At 39.1% G+C, this 21125-nt stretch carries 18 protein-coding genes and 1 pseudogene; 9 read left to right on the top strand and 10 right to left on the bottom strand.

Annotation, left to right across the window (positions count from 1 at the left end; all coding sequences use genetic code 11):
* The first annotated feature begins 32 nt into the window (after positions 1-32).
* The 3 genes from BVC89_RS23025 (at position 33) to BVC89_RS23035 (ending at position 3262) form a co-directional block, all read left to right on the top strand.
* Positions 33-1781, top strand: coding sequence for a sensor histidine kinase (locus tag BVC89_RS23025; RefSeq protein ID WP_158658083.1), 1749 nt, complete (start codon positions 33-35; stop codon positions 1779-1781).
* On the top strand, positions 1778-2473 hold the full coding sequence (locus tag BVC89_RS23030; protein WP_086933461.1) for a LytR/AlgR family response regulator transcription factor: 696 nt from the start codon (positions 1778-1780) through the stop codon (positions 2471-2473). The genes BVC89_RS23025 and BVC89_RS23030 overlap by 4 nt, the downstream gene beginning before the upstream one ends.
* A gap of 234 nt (positions 2474-2707) precedes the next feature.
* On the top strand, positions 2708-3262 hold the full coding sequence (locus BVC89_RS23035; protein WP_086933462.1) for an NUDIX hydrolase: 555 nt from the start codon (positions 2708-2710) through the stop codon (positions 3260-3262).
* A gap of 429 nt (positions 3263-3691) precedes the next feature.
* Here the strand turns inward: BVC89_RS23035 and BVC89_RS23040 are convergent, their stop codons facing one another.
* Positions 3692-4078, bottom strand: coding sequence for a hypothetical protein (locus BVC89_RS23040; protein WP_086933463.1), 387 nt, complete (start codon positions 4076-4078; stop codon positions 3692-3694).
* A 459-nt stretch (positions 4079-4537) separates the two neighbouring features.
* On the bottom strand, positions 4538-6352 hold the full coding sequence (locus tag BVC89_RS23045) for a trans-sulfuration enzyme family protein (protein WP_086933464.1): 1815 nt from the start codon (positions 6350-6352) through the stop codon (positions 4538-4540).
* 127 nt (positions 6353-6479) lie between these two features.
* Here BVC89_RS23045 and BVC89_RS23050 point away from each other — a divergent pair, with 127 nt between their 5' ends.
* Entirely contained in the window at positions 6480-6938 is a 459-nt protein-coding gene (locus tag BVC89_RS23050; RefSeq protein WP_086933465.1) for an Lrp/AsnC family transcriptional regulator, read from the top strand.
* Between the two features lie 97 nt (positions 6939-7035).
* Here BVC89_RS23050 and BVC89_RS23055 read toward each other — a convergent pair whose 3' ends face one another.
* From BVC89_RS23055 to BVC89_RS23070, 5 genes and pseudogenes are all read right to left on the bottom strand, one after another.
* Positions 7036-7218 carry a hypothetical protein gene (locus BVC89_RS23055; protein WP_086933466.1) on the bottom strand — a complete coding sequence of 61 codons (183 nt, stop codon included), beginning with the start codon at positions 7216-7218 and terminating at the stop codon, positions 7036-7038.
* Positions 7211-7369 (bottom strand): hypothetical protein, encoded by a 159-nt coding sequence (locus BVC89_RS29945; RefSeq protein ID WP_158658084.1) that lies wholly within the window; start codon positions 7367-7369, stop codon positions 7211-7213. Before BVC89_RS29945 ends, BVC89_RS23055 begins: the two co-directional genes overlap by 8 nt.
* Positions 7370-7421: 52 nt before the next feature.
* Positions 7422-7667 (bottom strand): annotated as a pseudogene (locus tag BVC89_RS23060) (BrnT family toxin); the annotation flags it as partial.
* A 95-nt stretch (positions 7668-7762) separates the two neighbouring features.
* The gene (locus BVC89_RS23065) at positions 7763-8431 is read right to left on the bottom strand and encodes a 3'-5' exonuclease (protein ID WP_086933468.1); all 669 of its coding nucleotides are present in this window, start codon (positions 8429-8431) and stop codon (positions 7763-7765) included.
* Positions 8428-10479: a DUF294 nucleotidyltransferase-like domain-containing protein gene (locus tag BVC89_RS23070; RefSeq protein WP_086933469.1), complete on the bottom strand. Its 2052-nt coding sequence runs from the start codon at positions 10477-10479 to the stop codon at positions 8428-8430. Before BVC89_RS23070 ends, BVC89_RS23065 begins: the two co-directional genes overlap by 4 nt.
* A 201-nt stretch (positions 10480-10680) precedes the next feature.
* Between BVC89_RS23070 and BVC89_RS23075 the strand changes: the two genes are divergently transcribed.
* The 5 genes from BVC89_RS23075 (at position 10681) to BVC89_RS23100 (ending at position 15539) form a co-directional block, all read left to right on the top strand.
* Positions 10681-11310, top strand: a complete 630-nt coding sequence (locus BVC89_RS23075) for a hypothetical protein (RefSeq protein WP_086933470.1) — start codon at positions 10681-10683, stop codon at positions 11308-11310.
* Between the two features lie 387 nt (positions 11311-11697).
* Positions 11698-13110, top strand: coding sequence for an oxygen-independent coproporphyrinogen III oxidase (gene hemN, locus BVC89_RS23080; RefSeq protein ID WP_086933471.1), 1413 nt, complete (start codon positions 11698-11700; stop codon positions 13108-13110).
* Positions 13111-13181: 71 nt separating this feature from the next.
* Complete coding sequence (locus BVC89_RS23085) at positions 13182-13478, top strand: hypothetical protein (protein WP_216825027.1); 297 nt, start codon at positions 13182-13184, stop codon at positions 13476-13478.
* A gap of 732 nt (positions 13479-14210) precedes the next feature.
* Positions 14211-14717 carry a hypothetical protein gene (locus BVC89_RS23095; RefSeq protein ID WP_086933473.1) on the top strand — a complete coding sequence of 169 codons (507 nt, stop codon included), beginning with the start codon at positions 14211-14213 and terminating at the stop codon, positions 14715-14717.
* 270 nt (positions 14718-14987) lie between these two features.
* Positions 14988-15539 carry a peptide deformylase gene (locus BVC89_RS23100; protein WP_086933474.1) on the top strand — a complete coding sequence of 184 codons (552 nt, stop codon included), beginning with the start codon at positions 14988-14990 and terminating at the stop codon, positions 15537-15539.
* 112 nt (positions 15540-15651) lie between these two features.
* Here the strand turns inward: BVC89_RS23100 and BVC89_RS23105 are convergent, their stop codons facing one another.
* The 3 genes from BVC89_RS23105 to BVC89_RS23115 all read right to left on the bottom strand — a co-directional run bounded on the left by BVC89_RS23105 (position 15652) and on the right by BVC89_RS23115 (position 21112).
* A complete protein-coding gene (locus tag BVC89_RS23105) occupies positions 15652-18063 on the bottom strand; it encodes a zinc-dependent metalloprotease (protein WP_086933475.1) in 2412 nt (803 codons plus the stop codon).
* A 131-nt stretch (positions 18064-18194) separates the two neighbouring features.
* Positions 18195-19196 (bottom strand): NADP-dependent oxidoreductase, encoded by a 1002-nt coding sequence (locus tag BVC89_RS23110; protein WP_086933476.1) that lies wholly within the window; start codon positions 19194-19196, stop codon positions 18195-18197.
* A 107-nt stretch (positions 19197-19303) separates the two neighbouring features.
* Positions 19304-21112 carry an acyl-CoA dehydrogenase gene (locus tag BVC89_RS23115; protein ID WP_086933477.1) on the bottom strand — a complete coding sequence of 603 codons (1809 nt, stop codon included), beginning with the start codon at positions 21110-21112 and terminating at the stop codon, positions 19304-19306.
* Positions 21113-21125 lie beyond the last annotated feature (13 nt).

Consider the following 21125-nt stretch of genomic DNA (forward strand, 5'->3'; position numbering starts at 1 on the left):
CCTTGCTATTATATAAAAAAGAGGAAAAACTATTGCTGCGATACGTGTTAGCCTTTATCGGTATTCTATTCTTCCTAGTTAGCTATGGGTTAGCTGATGAAACTTCTGATCCAAATATATATATTGGCGAAAGCTACTACTTGACCACAGAAGATAACCCAGAGTTTTCTTCCTTCGTTGCTGATAAAACTAATTGGCAAGAGTTCTCTCTATACCAAGGACTGCAATTACACGGTAAAAATGCATGGTTGCAGATGAGTTTTGATGTACAAGAATCTGATCGACCTCAGGGGATATTCATAAGTATGCTAGGCTCTTATGAGGCTTACTGGGATGGTGTGCTTATTGGTCGCAATGGCGTTATTGGACGTAGTAATAAAACAGAGCAGCCCGGAGATATAGACAAGGTTATTCTCATCCCTCAGCATTTATTTACAACAGGGGTACACAATTTAAGTCTTAAGATCTCGACGCATCACAATAGTGGTTATCCCGGCCAGAGTTCATTTTGGTGCTTGATTGGTGATTATAATTACTTCCTCATGTTCGCCTATAAGCGTGCAAGCCTTCCTATGACCATGTCAGCGGCGCTTTTTCTAATCGCACTATATTGTATTGTGCTTTATGTTTTTACTTTGAAGGAAATAAGTTACCTCCTCTTCAGTGGACTTTGTACAGCGATTTTATCTCTTATTATTGTTGAGTCATGGCGAGGCCTTTGGGGATACACATATGACTGGCAAATTCCAAGACTCATTGGAGTGTTAGCCCTATCTTCGTTAATTGCTCACTTATTAGTATTATTTTTTACTTTTTTCTTTAGATTTGAAAAAAGAAAGATCATATGTTGGTGCGGATTAGGTGCAATCTTACAGGCCTATGTTCTATTTGCTTTCGATGGTTATGATGATCGTAGTTTATATATATTTCTTATAGGGATAGTTATAGCACTTGCAATATGCTGTCAGGCTGCTTATCAAAAAAATAAAGATGCAAAACTAATGCTAATAGGTTTACTCCTGTTTTTGGCGCCGATTAGTATCGACAGTTTTTCGTACATGGATCAATACTTTTTTATCTCATTTTCTGCGCTCATCTTATTAATATTGTACCGCCTGACGCAAACGATGCAGATTAAGCAACGGCAATTGATACAGAGTCAGATAAATGCTGGGCGTTTAGAACTTGAGTTGGTGAAAAGGAACTTACAACCTCACTTTATTTTAAATACGCTTACTGCTGTCGAAGAATGGATAGAAGATTCGCCAAAACAAGCTGTTATGTTTATCCAAGCCTTAGCACGAGAATTTCGTTATATGGCACAAATTTCTTCAAAGTCGTTAATTTCGTTAACTGATGAGATAGCGTTGTGTCAATCCCACATAAAAGTAATGGAGTTTCGTTCAAATATTCAGTTTTCAATGAAGCTATCTAGTAGTAATTTACACGTCAAAATTCCACCAGGGATATTATTGACACTTATAGAAAATGCTATTTCTCATAATAATTATTCTTGCGGTATCATTGAATTCACAGTCGAGCAAGTTACCAGAGGAAAACGTTGTATATTGTTATTTAGTGCTCCGGTCAATCATAAATCTAAAGTTACTGCCGCTAACACAGGGATAGGGAGTCAGTATATCGAGGCTCGATTAAACGAAAGCTTTTTTGACAAATGGCATATTTCTACCAAGCTCAGCGAAACACACTGGACAGTTAATATTGACATTCCTTTATTTATTTTCGATAAAGCTGAGAGAAATATTGGAGTCATAGAATGAATATTGTGATTGTTGAAGATGAGTATATGGTAGCAAAACGTTTAAGACGATTTGTCGACAATGCATTTTCAAACAGCAAAATACATATTCAGGTATTTCATTCTATCGATGACGCTAATGACTACCTAGCCGAAAACATTATTGATGGATTGTTTCTTGATTTAAATTTACAAGGAGAGGATGGTTTTGACTTGCTAAAGCAACATCTTAGTCAAAGCTTTCACACCGTTATTGTTTCAGCAAATACCGATAGGGCAATAGATGCATTTGATATTGGCGTGTTAGATTTTGTCGCCAAGCCTTTCACTCAAGAACGTATTCAAAAAGCTGTCGACCGTATGCAGCAAAACATAGGAGAAGGACGCAGCAAATATATAGCATACAAGCATTTAGGAAGAATAGAACTATTGCCAATAAAAAATATCCATTATATTAAAGCCTGTGGACACTATTGCGAAATATTCACTCGTGAACATACCACTATATTGCACGATAAAAACATGGATAAATTATTGGCAGTATTACCCAATACTTACGAGCGAATTCACCGATCTTATGCGCTGCCGCTAGATTCCATAACTTCTATACACAGCGAAGAAGGCAGCAAATACTGGGTTAATTTACTCGATGGTGAAAAACTACCTGTTGGGCGAACACGCTATAAAGCTCTAAAAGCGCGTTTGAATTACTAGACCTGATTAGGGTCTAGTACGCTGTCATTCAAACATATAGAATATTTTTTATACATCAATTGTGGGAATAAACGTTCGACGAAGCAATGACAAGCTACTTATTAATGTAAATATACTACCGACATATCTCTTAATAATGTCTATTGGTATTATTTCACTATAATTATAAACACCAATCGCTATAATGACACCAGCACAAAGCTACCTTGTGTACAATCGTCAAAGAGCATTAGCATGATAGATAACGACTTAAGACAAATCATCGCGATTACTCCAGAAGGCAAACATCGCCCTATTGCTAAGCTACAGGCTCATCAGGAAGGTATCCACCACCTTGCAATATCTGTTTTTATTTTTTCTGGGCATTCTATGCTCATTCAACGGCGAGCGGATACTAAATATCATAGCGCCGGTTTGTGGGCTAATGCATGCTGCTCCCATCCGGACTGGAATGAATCACCGGAAGACTGTGCAAGTAGAAGAGTTGATGAAGAACTAGGGGTCACCCTTCATTTGGAGCATATTGGTATTATCGATTATAAAGCTGATGTAGGAGATGGTTTAATTGAAAGTGAGAAAGTGCATATGTTTATTGCTGAAGTAGACGCCAATGCCTTAAATCTACAATTAAATGAACAAGAAATATCAGCAGTACGCTGGATAAATATTGAAAAACTAGAAAAAGAGCTTAAGCAAACTCCCGAGTTATTTGCCGCCTGGTTTCACCAATATATGTCACGACAAGACCCACCATTTCTTCACATTCGCGATCGTATGGAACAGCAATAGAGTCATCGTGATACAGGATTGCTCACTCTAAAATAATGATCTCTAATTCATTTGAGCCAAGCTGAATGTTATATCGGGAGAATCTAAACCTTCAACTTCAGCTTTTTTGATGCAATATTTTGTGCCAGATAACAGGTTGAAGTCCTTGATCATATTAGTTGTCATTTTACCATTAGGTGTCTGTAGCAGGCGAAGTAGATATTGATTGGCCAAAGCATCCGGCTCTTTTCTGTTGAATTCTATAGTAAAAGAGTCTCCAGACCTTAAAGAATTAGCAATCGAGCGAATAACTGTTTTGGTTTTATCATTACTAATAGTGTCGCGAACAATTTCCGATGGTAACTTTGATGGTATACATGAAGAATCTTTTCCTGAAAGAATAGCTAACTGCTTAAGTATTGCATCTGAAGCAAATAACTCGTCCCCTTTCTATTTACTAGTTTCATGCACAACCAAAGATGCCCCCGAAATAGATAAAGAGCTGGTAAACTTGCTACCCACTGATGTTTTGCTATGTATTGCAGTATAACCATCATCTACAAATTCCTCGTCTACGCTATAATGATTTAGTAATGCTTGACTAGCATTAATCCGATTAAAAGCAGCTTGTTTCTGTGGTGAAGTTATATCATCGGGCATCATTAAAGCAAGAACGAGCTCACTTATATGTTCTGTTTTAGATCTCTTTATTGCGGAATCACCATTATAATTGCCCAATCTATCCACATGGTGAATAGCCGCTCTTTTTTTTGAATTACTAGACATTGAGTTGCCAGACATTAGAGCAGATAAGGGATGGGCAGACTTGAAATGCATACTTGCTTCCTTTTTCCCTCCCCAACTACTTTTATTGCAATCGGAGCAATAAAAGTAAGCTCTTCCATACGCATCAGTGTGGTTAGAAATACCCATATTAAATGAAACCAATTATATCTTTAGGGAAATAAGATAAGAGTGTCCATAGTCTATCGCATAAAGAAAAGCAAAACGTCTCTGTTGGAAACTAAACATAAACACTTATATATGTGTTTGATATCAGCGTAAATAGTTCACTGAGATGTGGATTTATGAGAAGGCCTTGAATGTCTTATTCTAGATAAATTTTCGGATTCTAAAGTCAGGAGAGAAGCTGAATAGAAATATTCGCATACATCTTATACAAATTAATACACGAATAAAATAGATCAGATAAATATTTCAGATGCTTTTTAAAAAAGCATCTGATGTCATAACATTATTAAAATCAATTACCAAGCAGATTTATTATCGTACTATCTACAGCGATAACTCATCCATAGTCGGTGTCATATCGATAAATTCACCATGTACACGCTTGTAAGTTTCGCGATATAGGCGATCAATTTCTTTGTTGTCAGGAAACTGTTCAAAGAAACGCGAGGGCAGAGTATTCTTCGCCGCCATTTTTATATGACTAATCAACACTCGAGGATCTTCTAAACCAACGGAAATACGCAAAGTGGTGGGCATAATATTAGCGTCTCTAAGTGCTGCTTCTGAAAGTTCAGAGTGACTAGTGAGAGCCGGACATAAGGCAGTAGTATTCGTTTGTCCTAGTGTTACCTGCATACCTATTGCTGGTTCAAGACTATCTAGGAAGCGCTTAAAATGTTCTTTATCAATAGCTTCCACATCGGCTTTAGCGTTGCCTTCCATATCAATAGTAAATAATCCAGCGGGTAGGCCCTGACGCATCACTTTTTTCATAATGCTGTGGTTGGAATGACTTTCAAGCGCTGGACAGTTAACATTGATGGCAGGATGCTGATCGAGTACTTGGGATAAAACCAGTGTATTAATTGATTTATTCAACACCCGAATTTCAAATGTTTTCAAGCCATTCAACACTTCAAATGCTTTGTCTGCATCTAAAAAAGCCCCTTTGATATAGTAAACATTCCAGAAAACAGTAGCATCCCAATTAATAGTCTCGGTATTACCTGAGGGCAATGTAATATCACAGCTATCGCCTTTGGGCATAAACATGCGCTCGTTGCGACCAATCACAACACCTGCTGTCGTATTGCCGAAGCCGGCGAGATCTTTAGTATAAGAATGAACGACAAAATCTGGCCGCTCCGCTTCATCTTCCCGCTTAAGAGAAGGATGTAAGAAAGGCGTTCCCACAGTTTCATCGCATATTACCAGCCAATCATGTTCATGGCTGATTTTACTGATTGCAGGTACATCCAAAACATTGCCATGTGGATTACAAGGAGATTCTAAATACACATAAATTTTTCGTCCCTCCTTGATCTTGTCCTGGTACTTACTTTCAACATCACTTAAACGTTGTTTAAATGTATTTTCATCGTAGCCGTCAAACCACTCAATAGCGACATTTAAATTAGAACGTTTGCCATACCAATCATTGATCAACTGATAACTGCCGCCATAGATATTACGACTAACTAATAGAATATCCTCATAGCCCACCAAGTTTGCTAATAAGGCATCAATGGCCGCCATACCTGAGTTAAAATTCCAGGCAAGATATTGTGAAGCGTAAGGCCCACATTCAATATCCACAATATGATTTGCCAAGCTGATCGACGTGGGATTGAGCAGCCTTGAATAAATTTCATGAAGAGGCTCTTTACCTTTAAAACCATCCTCAATCCATTCTGTACATGCAAATAAATAGGTAGCAGTTCTGGTAATAACCGGCGTTGCACTGAAGAGCGCGGAGACATTATCAAATAATGGGAAGTTACCCTTAACAGCAAAACCCGTATCTTCACAGGCAATGCTCTGATAAGTGGCCCGCATTGGATTTTGCAAATTATCAAGCAGTTTTGCCATCTGAAAACACAAGAAGCGCTTGCAATTAAAATAAGCTACCCGGTCGCTTCTATCTAAACTAGCCAAAGTATCGGTGGTAATTTTCCAAAGAGAATGTACCGACTCATTAGCCTTATAAAGTTGTGCAGCTAAATCAACCATAGCCTTACCATAAGGCGAATCTGGTTCAACGCCAAAATGCTTGGCCTGCTCATGGGCTAAGCTAAGGGCATCTTCGGCCACAGTTGTGTGTCTGACGGGGCTGAGTTGTTTGAGCTCGGATGTGGCCATTGGAATCTCCTCTTATGTGATAAGTATTCCTTAGAATTATGGCACGCTATAAGCGACAGAAAATTGCTATTTATGTGAAGAATGGTGTAAATTTTAGCATAATATGCTAAAAAGAAGAAAATAAGCTATGGATAATACTGATTATCAGATATTAAGAGAACTACAAAAAGATGGCCGCTTAAGCAATGTAGAGCTGGCCGAAAAGGTCAACCTCTCTCCCTCCCCCTGTTTGCGGCGGGTTAGGCTGCTGGAAGAAAGCGGTGTTATTCAATCTTATACAACGCTTGTGGATCACGAAAAATACGGTTTACCAGTCACAGTATTTGTCAGCGTGCGCCTAGAGCGTCAAAATCAGCAAAGCATACAAAAATTTGAACAAGGTATTCATTCTCTGGAAGAAGTCATGGCCTGCTATCTAATGGCCGGTAAGTACGACTATTTACTATTAGTAGTAAGCCATAGTATTAAAAATTATGAATACTTTGTGCGCGACCAGCTAATGAAAATTCCAGGTATTGCAGAATTGGAATCGAGCTTTGCCTTTGGACGGGTGAAGTACAATACGCAGTTACCTAAAGCTTATTGAGACTACTTGAGGTACCTCTGCTGGAAAGTATTTTTGGCGAGTACCCACCGGAGGTTCAATATACCAACCAGAAATATTATTTTAAGCCATTCAATATCTATTTGCGCTTAGGAGAATTTACACCTTTAAACATCAAAAGCTGTTGAGCCGTTAAAGGTTGTGTACCAGGGTCTGCTTTTGCCCGTTTATGGATTTCGTTATCGTTAAATAATTTAGCTTGTCTCTCACCTGGGGCATGAGATGTAACAGAGCCTTTTATTTTCTTAATAATTTTACTCATGATCCTGAGGCTTCTTGGATTTAGATTTTATAGGTTTAAGCTTCTTTACTTGTTCTTCTGTAAGTGGCTGAGCATCAGGATCAGACAATGCTGCCTCGTGAACCCCTTCATCCGTCATTTTACGCATTTCTTTATAATCATCTTCTGTCACTGTAAAATCTGTTCCGTCTGATTTTTATATGTTCCAACAATTTTACTCATACCTACCACCCTGCACTTTTCTCATATAAACGCCGCTCGTGAGGCTCTGCACGCCGAACAGAAATTAACCTCGCCTTATTGTGATCACGCATTGTATAAACAACATAAACTATATCTGAAACTTTGTTGTGACCAATAGTGATATATCGATCTTCATAAGGGCCACTATTATACTCGTCATACAGCTCTAACCTAAAATCATCGTCAAATACTGAAACGCCTGCGCTTAAGGACATACCGTGTTTCGTCTGATTCCTCTTTCCATTATATGAACAATGGAGTTCTCAGAAATATCAGCAATTAGTAAATTTAGGGAATACAAAACCAATATCAAATAATAAGCCTACCCTAGTCTTACAACGCTTCCGCCTAAGTGTATAAGCTCTTTAAGGTTAATATTCTGGTGATGATGGTGAATTTGCGCGAGCAATAATTCCGCTGTTGCTAAAGCATCCGTCAGCGCGTCGTGTGATGTATAATCGGGTAAGCCGTACCGGGAGCGACAGGCCGATAAGCGAAATGCATCCGTCTTGAGTATTTCTAAACGCTTTTCTCTACAGGATTTTTCTATGGCTAGTGTATCTAACACAATAATAGATAAAGGTTTAAGTTGATAGCTAGACCATAATTTTTTAAGAAATCCAATATCTAAAGGCGCATGGTGTACCACTAATATTTTATTTAATAATAATTGGCGTAAATAACGCAATACCGCTGCAGAGTTGCGACCAAAATCAGCGATATCTTTATCTGTTAGCATATGAATTTCCATACTCTGCCCAGCAATAGAAACATCATCCAACAATATAGAACGTGCACTATTTAGTTTAATCGCCCCATCTTGCATAGACACCCAACCAAGGCTAATCACTTTATCTTGTAGGCAATTTAAGCCCGTTGTTTCCATATCTAGTATTAAGTATTGCTGCTGTAACCAGGAATGCTTAACATCACGCGATAAAAGGTTAGGAAATATAGAATATAAAATGTGCTTGAGGGCAAGTAAGCTCATCCACCAACGCCTTTAGCAAAACGATGTTGTGCAGCATTTTGCACATCAAGTATTGTTTTAAAAGCCGCCTTCAAATATTTTCTATTCAAAGGGCTAAGACAAGATGGATCTAAAAACGCTCCCCTTGAATTGTTTTTTTGCCAATTATATTGTTGAGCATATAAGCGTAACTCAGATAAATATAGCCATGCGTCCTGTAAACTTTTAACGTAATCCTGGCTTAAGAGCTTTTCGTCGCCAACTTGCTGTAAACGCTTGCAAGTATTACTTTGGTAACTACTGGTAGAAAAACTATATATTCTAGCTAAGTCATTTATAAGCGATAGCGCTTGGTGCTTTAGATCTAATGTATTTTTATGTTCACCTGTATGCTCTAACACAAAATCTCGAAAAAATCCAAGCGGTGGTCTTAGCTGAGTAGAATTTCGCGTAAGCGTTGCTAAGAAAATACTATTTTTCTTAGCATATACTTGTATTAATTCAGTGAGAGAATCCACCGAATGTGACGGCCCATGAATATTTCTAACATCGAAAAAAATACTGGCTTTGAGCAAAGATTTTGGTGATGCACTATCCATCCATTGTATAAACTTCTGTTGCCACTGAGTCTGAGTTAAACAACATTGCGGATTAGTCGCCATAATGTTACCAGGACACAAAGGGATGCCACACTTATCTAACGCATCACATATGAATCTCGCTAAATCATTAAAATATTTTACTTCATTATGCAGCGGCTCTCTTTCTAACATCAAACCATTGTCTTGATCACTCCCTAAAGATTGATCTTTACGTGCTTGTGAACCAAAAACTAAAAAGTTAAATCTCATTGGAGGCGAGCCAAATGTATCAATGGCAAGAGCAATTAAGCGGCGGGTTAAATTGTCGGTAATACTGGCCAGTATTTCTCCCATATCCACAGGGTTTATATTTACTTGCGTAAGGTTTTTAATAAGTTTAGGCAGGCGTGAACATACATTTACCAGACCTTCAATAGAAGGCTGACGATTTATTTCAGAAACCATCAATAATGGGCTTAATTGCTGATGCCGTAACACATCAGTAACTGTCACTATACCAATGGGGGTCATATTGTGAGTACTATTGTCTACATCCTTGTTAATACTTTTGTCAACAATAGGTAGGTGATGAATATTGTTTTCACTCATCAGTAGCTGAGCGGTCATACTTAGTGCTGATGAATGTAATACGATGGGTTGTTTGGTCATAACAGCCTTGACGGGCTTGGAAGGAGATAATCCAGCAGCTAGTACACGAGAACGTAAATCCCTATCCGTTACAATACCCACTAAATTATTATTTTCAACAACTAAGATAGAACTCACCCGCGTACGAGTCATAGTGGCAGCTGCATCTTGAATAGAACAATCAGGGCTCACCATAATTAAATTGCTTGACATAATATGTGTCACCGGGAGCGACAGCTGCTGACCTGAATCCTTGACATCCCAAGATTGCGAAGACACGCTCTGGTCTGCCATAGAGTCATAAGCCATGGGCTTGTCAGTGAGGCTGGGATTACGGGTATTCTTCTTAGCCTCGATATCAGAAGTATCAGTTACAGTGACATTTTGTCGATTAAGAAATAGTTTATCGAGCCGTTTTGCTCCGGTATCCGCAAAAAAGTCAGCGAAAATACGACTTTTGTGTGCCAATACTTGAAAGTCCTTTTTGGGTAAGCGAAATAACAGACTATCCTCAAGTGCAGTGGCTTCAAAAGCTTCAGATGCTGGCTCAGCGTCGGATGGTAGTACAGATAGTATTCCAAAACACTCGCCATCAGCGATTTTATCTACCAAAGCTCCTCCACTATCAGACACCTCAAATGCTCCCCGTCTGATAATATAAAGTCCGTCAAATATAGATGCTTGCTGCTCATTGTTACCAAACTTAACACACCCTTCCTTAGGTATATAGATAACGTCTAGAGTCGATACCAGATGCTGTACATCCTCATACTCAAGCTGTGCAAAAGGCGTGGTAGAGCGCAAAAATTTAACTACTTCTTGGATATCTACAGTTGACATAGCATTTCTCAGATAGGAATAACTTCCCATCATGCATAGGAGTCGAAGGATATTCAATACAACTTAAGTCTAATCCTTAGCTTTAAGCTCATAGATAAATAAAATATTTTTGTTACCAACTAGATTCTTTTGTTACTTAGTCAGCAATAACAAAAGATACTCTTTTGAAGAAGACAAGCGTTTTTATTAAGGAAGAATATTATGTCATTACAAAGTTTACGTAATAACCCACTAGAGTCTTGTAAATTCAATGTATACCGTACAGGGCCACAAGAAGGCTCATTTAAACGGCATGGAGCGATCGCCCAAGGTGGTAGATGCACGATTAAAGAAAAGAAATTTGCGAATGGCTTCTATGATATCAAAGCAGTAGAAGCCCCCAACGGTAATAGTGACTATTTTTACCCCTGGTTAAGACAGGGGGTAGGTTGGGTAAAAGTGCCTAAGAATACTGCTAACGGAACAATTGTAATGACCGGTGGAGTAAATGGTTGCACTATTGTAGTTTCAGAGCATGGATCAGACTACTATTTTTATCATGATGGCGATAGCAAGCACCTTAACCTCAATGCTGTACGCGGCAACATTGTTGCGAAGGTCACACCTAAGGATTATGACTGTTTAAATTGGGGTAATAAACTGTTCGCCAAAGAACTATACCAAGCCAGCCAAAAAGGCGTAAAACCTAGTGGAGATACTTCCTACGGCCACTTCATTGTAGCTGTGAAAAACAAGGGAAGATTCGGTCTATACTCTACAGGATTGATTTCTCTCAATGGCTATAAGAGACTTCCTAACGGCCTCTCAAGCTGCCTTGTAACTTTTGGTTAATGTATTTAAATCAATCACTTTGATTAGTGTTATTAGCCCGGCAACAGTATATGTCAGGTTAATAGCAGTGCATGGATGCATCGCGCGTTTCGATAGGCACGCGTGGTTTTCACAAACAACTAACCTTGCAACGTGAAGCCAGTTAGGGTCTGTTAACAGACCCTAACTAATAACATTTCTATAAAAGTTTATTCTTTTTTGACATATATCAAGTAAGCAAATACTAGATAACATCCGAGATTTTACTTTCTGTATTATCCACATGAGCTTGTGTAAACAAAACCTCCTCTAATATGACTTAAATCAACACCTCCAGTAACAGATAGCGCAGACTATTGGATCAAATACATATATATTTTCTAGATTTAAAATATTCAGGTGTTAAGAGTGAGCAATAAAATATATCCACAAGGTTTGATAAGTCAGGACGTTATGAAGAAATATGACGTATCCGGGCCTCGCTATACATCTTATCCAACAGCACTGCAATTTAGTTCCTCATTTAAGGCTAATAACTACCGTCAAATTGTAACGCAGAGTAATTACACAGATTCAACTAAACCCTTATCGTTATATATTCATATACCGTTTTGTGAATCGTTATGTTATTACTGCGGCTGTCATAAAGTCATAACTAAAAATAAGAAAAGATCTGAAATATATCTACATGCGTTACAAAAAGAAATAGCGCTACAAGGAAAACTATTTAATAAAAATAGAGAAGTAAGGCAAGTACATTTAGGAGGCGGCACACCAACATTTTTGACCGCGCACCAAATTCGTTCACTGATAGAGTGTATAAAGGATAATTTTGTATTAGCACCACTATCACAATGTGAGATCGGTATTGAGATTGATCCGAGAACAACCAATAGTGCTGATATATCCTCTCTGGCTGAGATAGGTTTTAATAGAATGAGCTTTGGTATACAAGATTTCGATGAACAGGTTCAAATCGCTATAAATCGCATCCAAAGTAAAGAACAAACACTTCAGTTATTGCAAGCTGTGAGAGCATCAAAAGTCGAGTCATTATCTGTCGACCTTATTTATGGACTGCCAAAACAAAATATAGTGGGTTTTAAGGATACTTTAACTACTATGATCGAAGCTCGACCCGATCGTATTGCACTCTATAATTATGCCCACATGCCATCATTAATTAAATCGCAAAAGCTTATTAAAGATGAGCACCTATTGAGTGCAGAAGAAAAGCTGGCCTTATTAAAGCTAAGTGTAGAGAGCTTAGTAGAGGCAGGATACTGTCATATCGGTATGGATCACTTTGCTTTACCAAAAGATCCTCTAAGCATTAGTCTGGAAAGTGGTACGCTGCACCGAAACTTTCAAGGTTATTCGACAAATGGTGATTGTGATGTTATTGGCCTAGGGGTAAGCGCTATTAGTAAAATAAACGGTGCATTTGCACAAAATCATAAGAGTTTACCCGATTATCAAAACGCTATCAGTCATCATGAACTTGCCACCCAAAGAGGTTATTTGCTATCGGAGGATGACAAAATTCGTGCTGACATTATTCAACACCTCATGTGTAGCCACATATTAAATTTTAATGATTTAGGGGCACAGTACAAAATTAATTTTAAAGAATATTTTAATCATGAGCTCATCAAACTAGAAGCAATGGGCAATGATGGGCTAATTACTATAGATCAGGATACAATTAAAATAACGGATCGCGGCCGTTTACTACTAAGAAATATCGCCATGGTATTTGATAAATACTTACGCTCTAATACATCTTCGCTAAATACCATAAAGTATTCAAAGGTTTTATAAAACAGAATCGAACTTTAATCATCATGACTGCAGGGCCTCTTACAGTAACTAAAACTAATACGGTGTAAAAAATGGCAGAATCCACATACAAAAAAATGGCCGGCACATCGGCAGTATTTCTAATTTCCGATCATGCAAAAGCATCACCAGTAGAAAGAGATGGTTTAAGCTGGAGTGCGGAAGAATTGCATATGAACGAGCTAACAAATAAATGCCGGCGCAAATCGACAATGGCAAATGCTTTAGCCTTAGAAGGGTTAGAAGAGTATGATCCACCAGAAAATGGTGATCTACGACGGGTAGAATCTATTGATGCTGAATTCGTTTACTTCGATTTAATTAAAGGCTGGATTCAAGTAAATGAATAAGAAACTATTAGCAAACGATTATCAAAAGCTCAATTTTATGTCAACCAACTCGAAGAAAAAGGCGTCACAAGGCGCCTTTTTCTTCAAATATAGCTACCTTCTATTAACAAATATCAAATCACAAAAGACTTATTGCTTATTACATAATCAGGTGCTTATAACAAAAAGTTAAGAGTATTTTAAACAATTTCTCAAGATAAAAAAACTGCCTCCAAATATAAAAAAAACTAAAGAAATAAGCTCATAACCAAAAAGTAAGAAACACTAAATCTTTATCGCAAGCACTCACAAATTGACACTTCTTTTCTAGTAAAATTGAATTCTCGTGCCGATATTTTCTCCGTCGCTTTATTAAATTAAAGCGCCTCACATACCCGACCAAAACACCCACAAAAAATCAGGTTATAGAAACTTCAAGGTCAAAGTAAAGCCACCATAATCAACAGCAATGTATCCTATACAAAAATGAAACAGGTAAACTTAAAATTACAATTTATCGTCTATATTATATTTATAGGAAAAATAGTATAGGTATTTTTAGTATAGCTTTCGTCATACTTATCTAAAGGCTATTAACACCAACGGTATCGATTTTTAAGCTATAGCGAAAATAGCCACTTATTAACAGTGAAAATTTAAAATAAAAATAAATACTATTAATAATTTTGTGCAGTGATAGTAGTTAATTATTAATAACTAAAAATTTAGATTTCAACATGATGGTTAATATATATGTTAAAAAGAAAAACTGAAACACATAAAATCAATAGCAGGCTAGGCAACGATATTGAAAACGATTATTCAAAAAAAATTATTTCGAAGATTTTGGATAAGGTTTTAGCATCATTTATTGATGACTTTTTTCTTGTATATTTTTATGCTGTTAAAATGGATAACAATAAAATAAGGTGTCGAGCAGAGTTCGAGGTTGATAAAGGTAGCATACATATACCAATCTCCTTTAACAAAAATATGAAAGCAGATATTGACCAATTATGTAAAGTACTAAACAGTTACAATAAAAATTATCATGATATGAATGAATGGAACAAAATGATGATAATTTTACATTATAAAGGCGGCTATAAAATGGAGAGCCGTTTTGATAATGATCTTGAGTGGTTGCTCAGTCGACAAAACTCAAAGCCTGAGAACACATCTTTAAGTTTAAACACTAGGCGCAAAATTATGTCCTGGGAAGGTTTGCCCAGAGATGCTGAGCGATTTTGGCTACCTTAACGCTAATTGCACCTTTAACACTGAAGTTATAGTAGTTAGTGCCTACTCTAGAGTAGGCTCCTATTCTGCATTTTTTGTATTTGTAACATAATCAGGCAATCCCTCCCAGATACAATCAAAAATAAGCTTCTCACCCTCCGGTATAATATCCCCCTATATTAGGGGCAACATGCTCTCACTTTTAATATATTTTACATATGTGTAAGTTGCTCCATTTTGGTAATATCGCAGCAAGAAAATTGTATCGATAACAACTAATGGGGGTAAACTATGCGAATTAGGCAATTGGGCGATCCAATTCTGAGGAAAACATCTTCCGAAGTTAATCCTAAAGATATAGCATCGCAGGAAATAGTACACATCATAGAAAAAATGCAGGACATACTGGACGGTATTAAAAATATCTCCAGTGAGAATGGTAATGCTATTTCGGCTCCCCAAGTAGGGCATCTGGTGCGGATAATACTGTTACGCTTAAATGGAGAATTCGTACCGATGATAAACCCTGAGTTTATTTTAAAATCTGAACAAATGTTCGACTTTGAGGAAGAATGCTTCAGCTTCTACAATCTGCGTGGAACTGTTAGTCGGCATTATGAGGTAGAAGTTACCTATTTAGATAGTAATGGCGAACAACAACGGCGTGTTATGCATGGTGAAGAGTCAGGTCTAGTACAACACGAAGTTGATCACTTAGATGGAATATTCTTCGCCGATCGCATGCCGGATAATAAAGAAATGTTGTCCGTAGATTATCTACTAAGAGACACTCCATTACGCCTAAAGCAAGTAAAAGAAATGATGGCATATATGGTTGGTTAATAAAAGAATTCTTAACCATTAGGGCCAAAAGCAGGCCCTAATATAAATTTTAGTTAGCACCTATCTCACAATTAAAGATAAACACTAAGGCCTTAAATAACAATTGTAAAAATCAAATTGGCGAACCTGGAGGTAATGGTTTGAGCTTGAATGTACTGATCCACCTTCCCGTTTGCCAATACATTTCTAGCTGTTTAGCCATAGCTCTATTTTGTGTTATTCGCCCTTTTTTATTCAACCATTTTTGCAGATCGAGAATAACAACGCTCAATTCGGCTCTCACTTCAGGTGCGAGTTCTTGATGATCAAGGCTCTCCATAAGTTGGTTAAGAACAATAAAATTAATACGTTGCTGTAAAACAGTATTACTGCCTTGGTTGGCCATTAGAGTTTTACCCAAGAGGCTATCTAATAATTCTCTAACTGATGGCGTATTATTGCCATCATGCTGCTGGCTCAGACGATTTAAACGGTGGACGTTTAACAGTAGGGAAATACTGTAGCCTGCCGCAGATTCGGCGGCGCTAATAGGATCAAAAGTGGGGCCAGTGCGACCTTTAAAACTTTCACGAGTCCGAGTTTCACCATAGGCTTTAGGCGTAATTAGTCGGGTGATAGAGTGCGGTAAGGCAAGGTAATTCGGTAATGCAGTTTCTATTAACGCATTAATTGCCGCCCGCTGTTGATCAGCAGCAACAATACTTACACCTTTTGCTTGCGAGTAATCCCCTTTCGATTCATATTCATAATATACGCCACCAATAAGTTTAGCCACAGCATCTAATTGATAACGATGTAATAAGTAAATAGGCGCCAAACGTTCTTCTAATGAAGAGAGCGTAGTATTATGCGGTAGACTATTTAAACCAAATTGATTGAGTGCTACTTGCCGTACATCACTAATTCGCTGCAGCTCTTGCAGAGGCGTTTTTCCGCCATCCCACAAGTGACCTACTGAATTTGCAGAAGCAGGAGAACGCGCATCGGGATCTGATTGAAACAACAAGCCCTTATCCCGTGTTTGTTGCAATTGTAAGTCTAGACCTTGTTCTTCTTGTTGAGGTTTAAGATAGTGTTGATAACCATAAGCGACGACATGCTTATCCCATACACCTAAACCCACGTCATAGGCGCCATCAAGACTAACTTTACCATCTTTGACTGTCACTTTAGGGTGAGGATAGTCCATAACCGAAGCCCTGCCTTGCGCACTAGCAGCAAAGTTATGGGCGATACCTAAGGTATGCCCTACTTCATGAGCAGATAATTGACGAATACGAGCTAAAGCCATTTCTTGCTGCTTAGTAGTATCTGCATTTTCTACATCGAAAGGACTGGTTAGCCCCAAAGCAATGAGATAGTCCTGCCTTACTCGCAAAGAGCCTAATGTAACATGCCCTTTTATTATCTCTCCTGTGCGCGGGTCTATTACCGAACTGCCATAGGACCACCCCCGTGTAGCGCGATGCACCCATTGAATAACGTTGTAACGCACATCCATCGGGTCAGCAGTAGCTGGTAATGTTTTAACTTGAAAAGCATTCTTATAACCGATGGCTTCAAATCCTTGATTCCACCACAAGGCGCCATCGCGCAGTGCACTCTTAACAGGCTCAGGAATTCCTGGGTCAAGATAGTAAATAATAGGTTCTACCGCCTCACTCACTTTCGCTGAAGGGTCTTTTTTAAAGAGCCTGTGCCTTGGAATAAAACGCTGAGCCAGTGGCTTATCAATGGCTACGGAATAGTCCTGGTGTTCAATGTTCCAGTATCCCGAATAAGGATGAAAAGCACGAGGCTTATATTGATCATCCGGCAGGCGCACCAATGAGTGATGTGTATGCACTGAAATGCTGGTGGGTTCTGGAGCTACTTGCCGAACATACTCTCCAGGCTTGCTGCCAACAAACGTCAGTAATGCTTCCATTTCGATATTGTCTGGAAAAGCCTTAGTGCGTTTTTGTACGATACCACTGCGTTTACTTACAAGCTTGTAATCTCCCTGTTTGCTTTGCTTTAGTCGTGTCGTAACTTGATGAATATCACTGTGTAGAAAGTCGGTGTAGTCAATCAATACTGCTTTTGAGTTTTGTGCGGCGATAACAAAGCCGGCAATAACCGAATCAGCAAAGGCTTCATCAATACTTGCTCGCTCGGCAAGATTGTTGGAGCTCACTCTAAATTCCGTGTTGAGTTGCTTGAGCATCACCTTGTTGCCATAGCGTTCAAAGTGAACAATTCGCGTCTTGCCCAGCTGTCCCCGATCTAAACCGACATCATTTGAGCCAAGCCCTTGTGGCAAGCTACTTTGAAATAAAAACGCTTGGTTAAAGCGATCAACTTGCACATAAATTTTGTCTTGACTTGGTTGGTAATAAAAATCGAAAAAGCCCTTTTTATGATTCATCCCCTGGGTAAATTCAGTAATTGTTGGTATTTGTTTAGGCGAGTTTTTCGCTTGCACAGAGAGGGCAAATAGATATGTCAAAGAAAGTACTAACAACAGCAATAATGAGCGATACATAAAACCTCAGCCAAGTTTAGATGTTAAACATTACTGCCACCTTACCCATTCTTATGAGAAAAAAAAAGTGAGATAAAAAAATACCCGCACTAGGCGGGTATTTCTTCTTGAACAAAAGAATATAGGACTATCTAAACTTTAATTACCAATTTACCAAAATTCTCACCTTTAAATAACATCATAAGTGTTTCTGGGAAAGTTTCGATACCTTCGACAATGTGCTCTTTGGCTTTTAACTTACCTTCAGCAATCCAACCGGCCATTTCTACCGCAGCTTTACCATAGTTAGCGGCATTATCAAACACCACAATGCCTTCCATACGAGCGCGATTAATAAGTAAAGATAAGTAATTCGAAGGCCCTTTCACCGCAGTAGTATTATTGTACTGGCTAATAGCACCACAAACGACAATACGTGCACGCATATTAATGCGAGTTAAGACAGCATCGAGAATATCACCACCCACATTATCAAAATATACATCGACGCCTTTCGCGCAAGTACGCTTTAAACCTTGGTGTATATCTTCACCTTTATAGTCGATAGCATCGTCGAAACCGAGCTCATCAACCAAGTATTTACATTTATCTGCGCCACCGGCGATACCGACAACGCGACAACCTTTAATTTTCGCAATTTGTCCCACAACGCCGCCAACTGCACCTGCAGCACCAGAAACTACTACTGTCTCTCCTTCTTTTGGCAAACCGGTTTCCAAAAGGCCGAAATATGCTGTCATACCAGGCATACCTAGCACCCCTAAATAACGCTCAAGAGGCGCGATATTGGGGTCAACTTTATGAAAACCCACTGCTTTAGGAGAACCTACGTAGTATTTTTGCACACCGCAATGGCCGTAAACATGGTCACCAACACTAAAATCTGGCGTTTTTGACTCAATCACTTCACCCACAGCACCGGCGCGCATTACCGCACCAATTTGCACAGGCTCAATATATGATTTGCCTTCATTCATCCAGCCACGCATTGCTGGGTCTAGGGAGATATAGTGAACTTTAACGACAACTTCTCCATCCTGCGCAGCAGGAACATCAACTTCAACACATTCCCAATCCGTTTTCTTAGGTTCACCTTCGGGTCTTGCAGCAAGTAAGAATTGTGTATTTTTCATTTTAATCCTATATGTGAGTGTTTATCGCCGTGGTTGGCGACATTAAATTGTAAACATTTGGCAAGCCTTTAGACACAGGCGCTAAAACCACTGACTAAAAGCAGCAACTAAAACCAATCGCCTTGCATAGTGGAGCAAGTATCATCCAGTGCTTCTAATAACGCCAAATCGTGTTCGATAGTAGGCAGTACCCATGTAATAAAATATTTGGCTGCTTGTTGTTTGCCTTGATAATACATCTGCTCAGAAGCGGTGAGTTCTTTATCCTTTGATAATTGTCTCTCAGCTACAATTGCTTGTCGAATCCATATCCAACCAATAACAATATTCCCAAAAACGTTCATAAAACCTTGAGCATTACTTAACACCGCAGGCAAATCCTTACCTTGCATGGCGATGGCCAGCGCAGCAATAATGTTCTGAAGTTTAGGTAGATAAACAGCGACTTTATCAACAAGAGACTGACTCAACGGGCCGCTGGCTTTTGCAAAATCTTGCATAATTTGCTGTTTAAGCAAATTTAAGCCCTCTCCGTTTTGAAGCCATAGTTTACGTGTTAATAAGTCAAGGGCTTGAATACCATTGGTTCCTTCGTGGATAGCGTTTAAACGGTTATCCCGCCAACACTGTTCTACCGGATATTCTCTTGTATAACCCGCACCGCCCAACACTTGAATCGCTAAATCATTTGCCTTCGTGCCATATTCTGAGGGCCAGGATTTAACCACTGGCGTCAGTAGATCCAGCAATAAAGATGCATTCTCACGCTGCTCTTCAGTTTCTGCTGTGTGTACATCATCGAGCAAACGAGTAGCGAAAAAGCACAGTGAAATACTTCCTTCGGCGTAGGCTTTTTGCGCTAATAACATACGCTTTACATCACCATGCTCAATAATGGGAACGGGAGGGTCGGTAGGCTTTAGATTAGGCGCAAGACGCCCCTGTGGCCGCTCTTTAGCATAATCAAGGCTATAAAGATAACCTTTATAGCCAAGCATTGCCGCCCCAAAGCCAACTGCTAAGCGCGCCTCATTCATCATCAAAAACATATATTTGAGACCTTGATGAGGCTCTCCCACCAAATAGCCATGGCAATCATCATTGTCACCAAAGGTTAGGGCCGTTGATGTTGTACCGCGATTACCGAGTTTATGAATCAATCCAGCTAACACCACATCGTTTCTCGCACCAATATCACCATTCTCATTGACACGGTATTTGGGTACTACAAAGAGAGAAATACCTTTAACTCCTGGCGGGCCACCCTTAATTTTTGCTAATACCAAGTGAACAATATTTTCGCTCAACTCATGCTCACCGGCAGAAATATAAATTTTACTACCCTTAATACGATAGCTACCATCATCTGTTGGTGTGGCGCTAGTAGTGATATCAGCCAGTGATGAACCTGCATGAGGCTCTGTTAACGCCATAGTACCGGTGAAACGGCCACTCAGCATAGAAGTATAAAAGAGGTCTTTTATTTCCTGTGAAGCGAAAGTTCGAACCACATTAGTGGCAGCAGTAGTGAGAAAGGAATAGCTATTGGTCGAGGGATTGGCAGCGGTAAAATATCCGCAGCACGCCGTCATTATCGCCTCAGGCAGCTGCATTCCACCTTCTTCATAATCGTACCGGCCAGCAATAAACCCAGCTTTCGCAAACGCATCAAACGCCACCTTCACCTCTGGTAACATAGACACTTTGTCACCGTCAAAAGTCGGCTCTTGGCTGTCGGCTTTAGCATTATGGGGGGCAAATAATTCACGGGCCATTTTGTGTGCTGTAGTTAGCGCTGCGTCAAAAGTTTCGCGGCTATGCTCGGCGAACCTTTCACGCTGGCAGAGGGATTGTGTATCTAGCACTTCATAGAGTTGAAATTCAATTTCTCGCTGTCGAATGACTTCGTCGTTCATACCTAACCTTATT

Origin of the sequence: Agarilytica rhodophyticola (genome assembly GCF_002157225.2) — a bacterium.
Lineage (GTDB): Bacteria > Pseudomonadota > Gammaproteobacteria > Pseudomonadales > Cellvibrionaceae > Agarilytica > Agarilytica rhodophyticola.

Excerpts from the sequence above, each read along its gene's own strand:
- BVC89_RS23110 (WP_086933476.1), bottom strand. The coding sequence starts at position 19,196 with ATGAAAAATACACAATTCTTACTTGCTGCAAGACCCGAAGGTGAACCT.
- BVC89_RS23065 (WP_086933468.1), bottom strand. The coding sequence starts at position 8,431 with ATGAGCTTACTTGCCCTCAAGCACATTTTATATTCTATATTTCCTAAC.
- BVC89_RS23070 (WP_086933469.1), bottom strand. The coding sequence starts at position 10,479 with ATGTCAACTGTAGATATCCAAGAAGTAGTTAAATTTTTGCGCTCTACC.
- BVC89_RS23105 (WP_086933475.1), bottom strand. The coding sequence starts at position 18,063 with ATGTATCGCTCATTATTGCTGTTGTTAGTACTTTCTTTGACATATCTA.
- BVC89_RS23115 (WP_086933477.1), bottom strand. The coding sequence starts at position 21,112 with ATGAACGACGAAGTCATTCGACAGCGAGAAATTGAATTTCAACTCTAT.
- BVC89_RS23055 (WP_086933466.1), bottom strand. The coding sequence starts at position 7,218 with ATGAGTAAAATTATTAAGAAAATAAAAGGCTCTGTTACATCTCATGCC.
- BVC89_RS23100 (WP_086933474.1), top strand. The coding sequence starts at position 14,988 with ATGCGAATTAGGCAATTGGGCGATCCAATTCTGAGGAAAACATCTTCC.
- BVC89_RS23040 (WP_086933463.1), bottom strand. The coding sequence starts at position 4,078 with ATGCATTTCAAGTCTGCCCATCCCTTATCTGCTCTAATGTCTGGCAAC.
- BVC89_RS23075 (WP_086933470.1), top strand. The coding sequence starts at position 10,681 with ATGTCATTACAAAGTTTACGTAATAACCCACTAGAGTCTTGTAAATTC.
- BVC89_RS23030 (WP_086933461.1), top strand. The coding sequence starts at position 1,778 with ATGAATATTGTGATTGTTGAAGATGAGTATATGGTAGCAAAACGTTTA.
- BVC89_RS23095 (WP_086933473.1), top strand. The coding sequence starts at position 14,211 with ATGTTAAAAAGAAAAACTGAAACACATAAAATCAATAGCAGGCTAGGC.
- BVC89_RS23045 (WP_086933464.1), bottom strand. The coding sequence starts at position 6,352 with ATGGCCACATCCGAGCTCAAACAACTCAGCCCCGTCAGACACACAACT.
- BVC89_RS23035 (WP_086933462.1), top strand. The coding sequence starts at position 2,708 with ATGATAGATAACGACTTAAGACAAATCATCGCGATTACTCCAGAAGGC.
- BVC89_RS23085 (WP_216825027.1), top strand. The coding sequence starts at position 13,182 with ATGGCAGAATCCACATACAAAAAAATGGCCGGCACATCGGCAGTATTT.
- BVC89_RS23050 (WP_086933465.1), top strand. The coding sequence starts at position 6,480 with ATGGATAATACTGATTATCAGATATTAAGAGAACTACAAAAAGATGGC.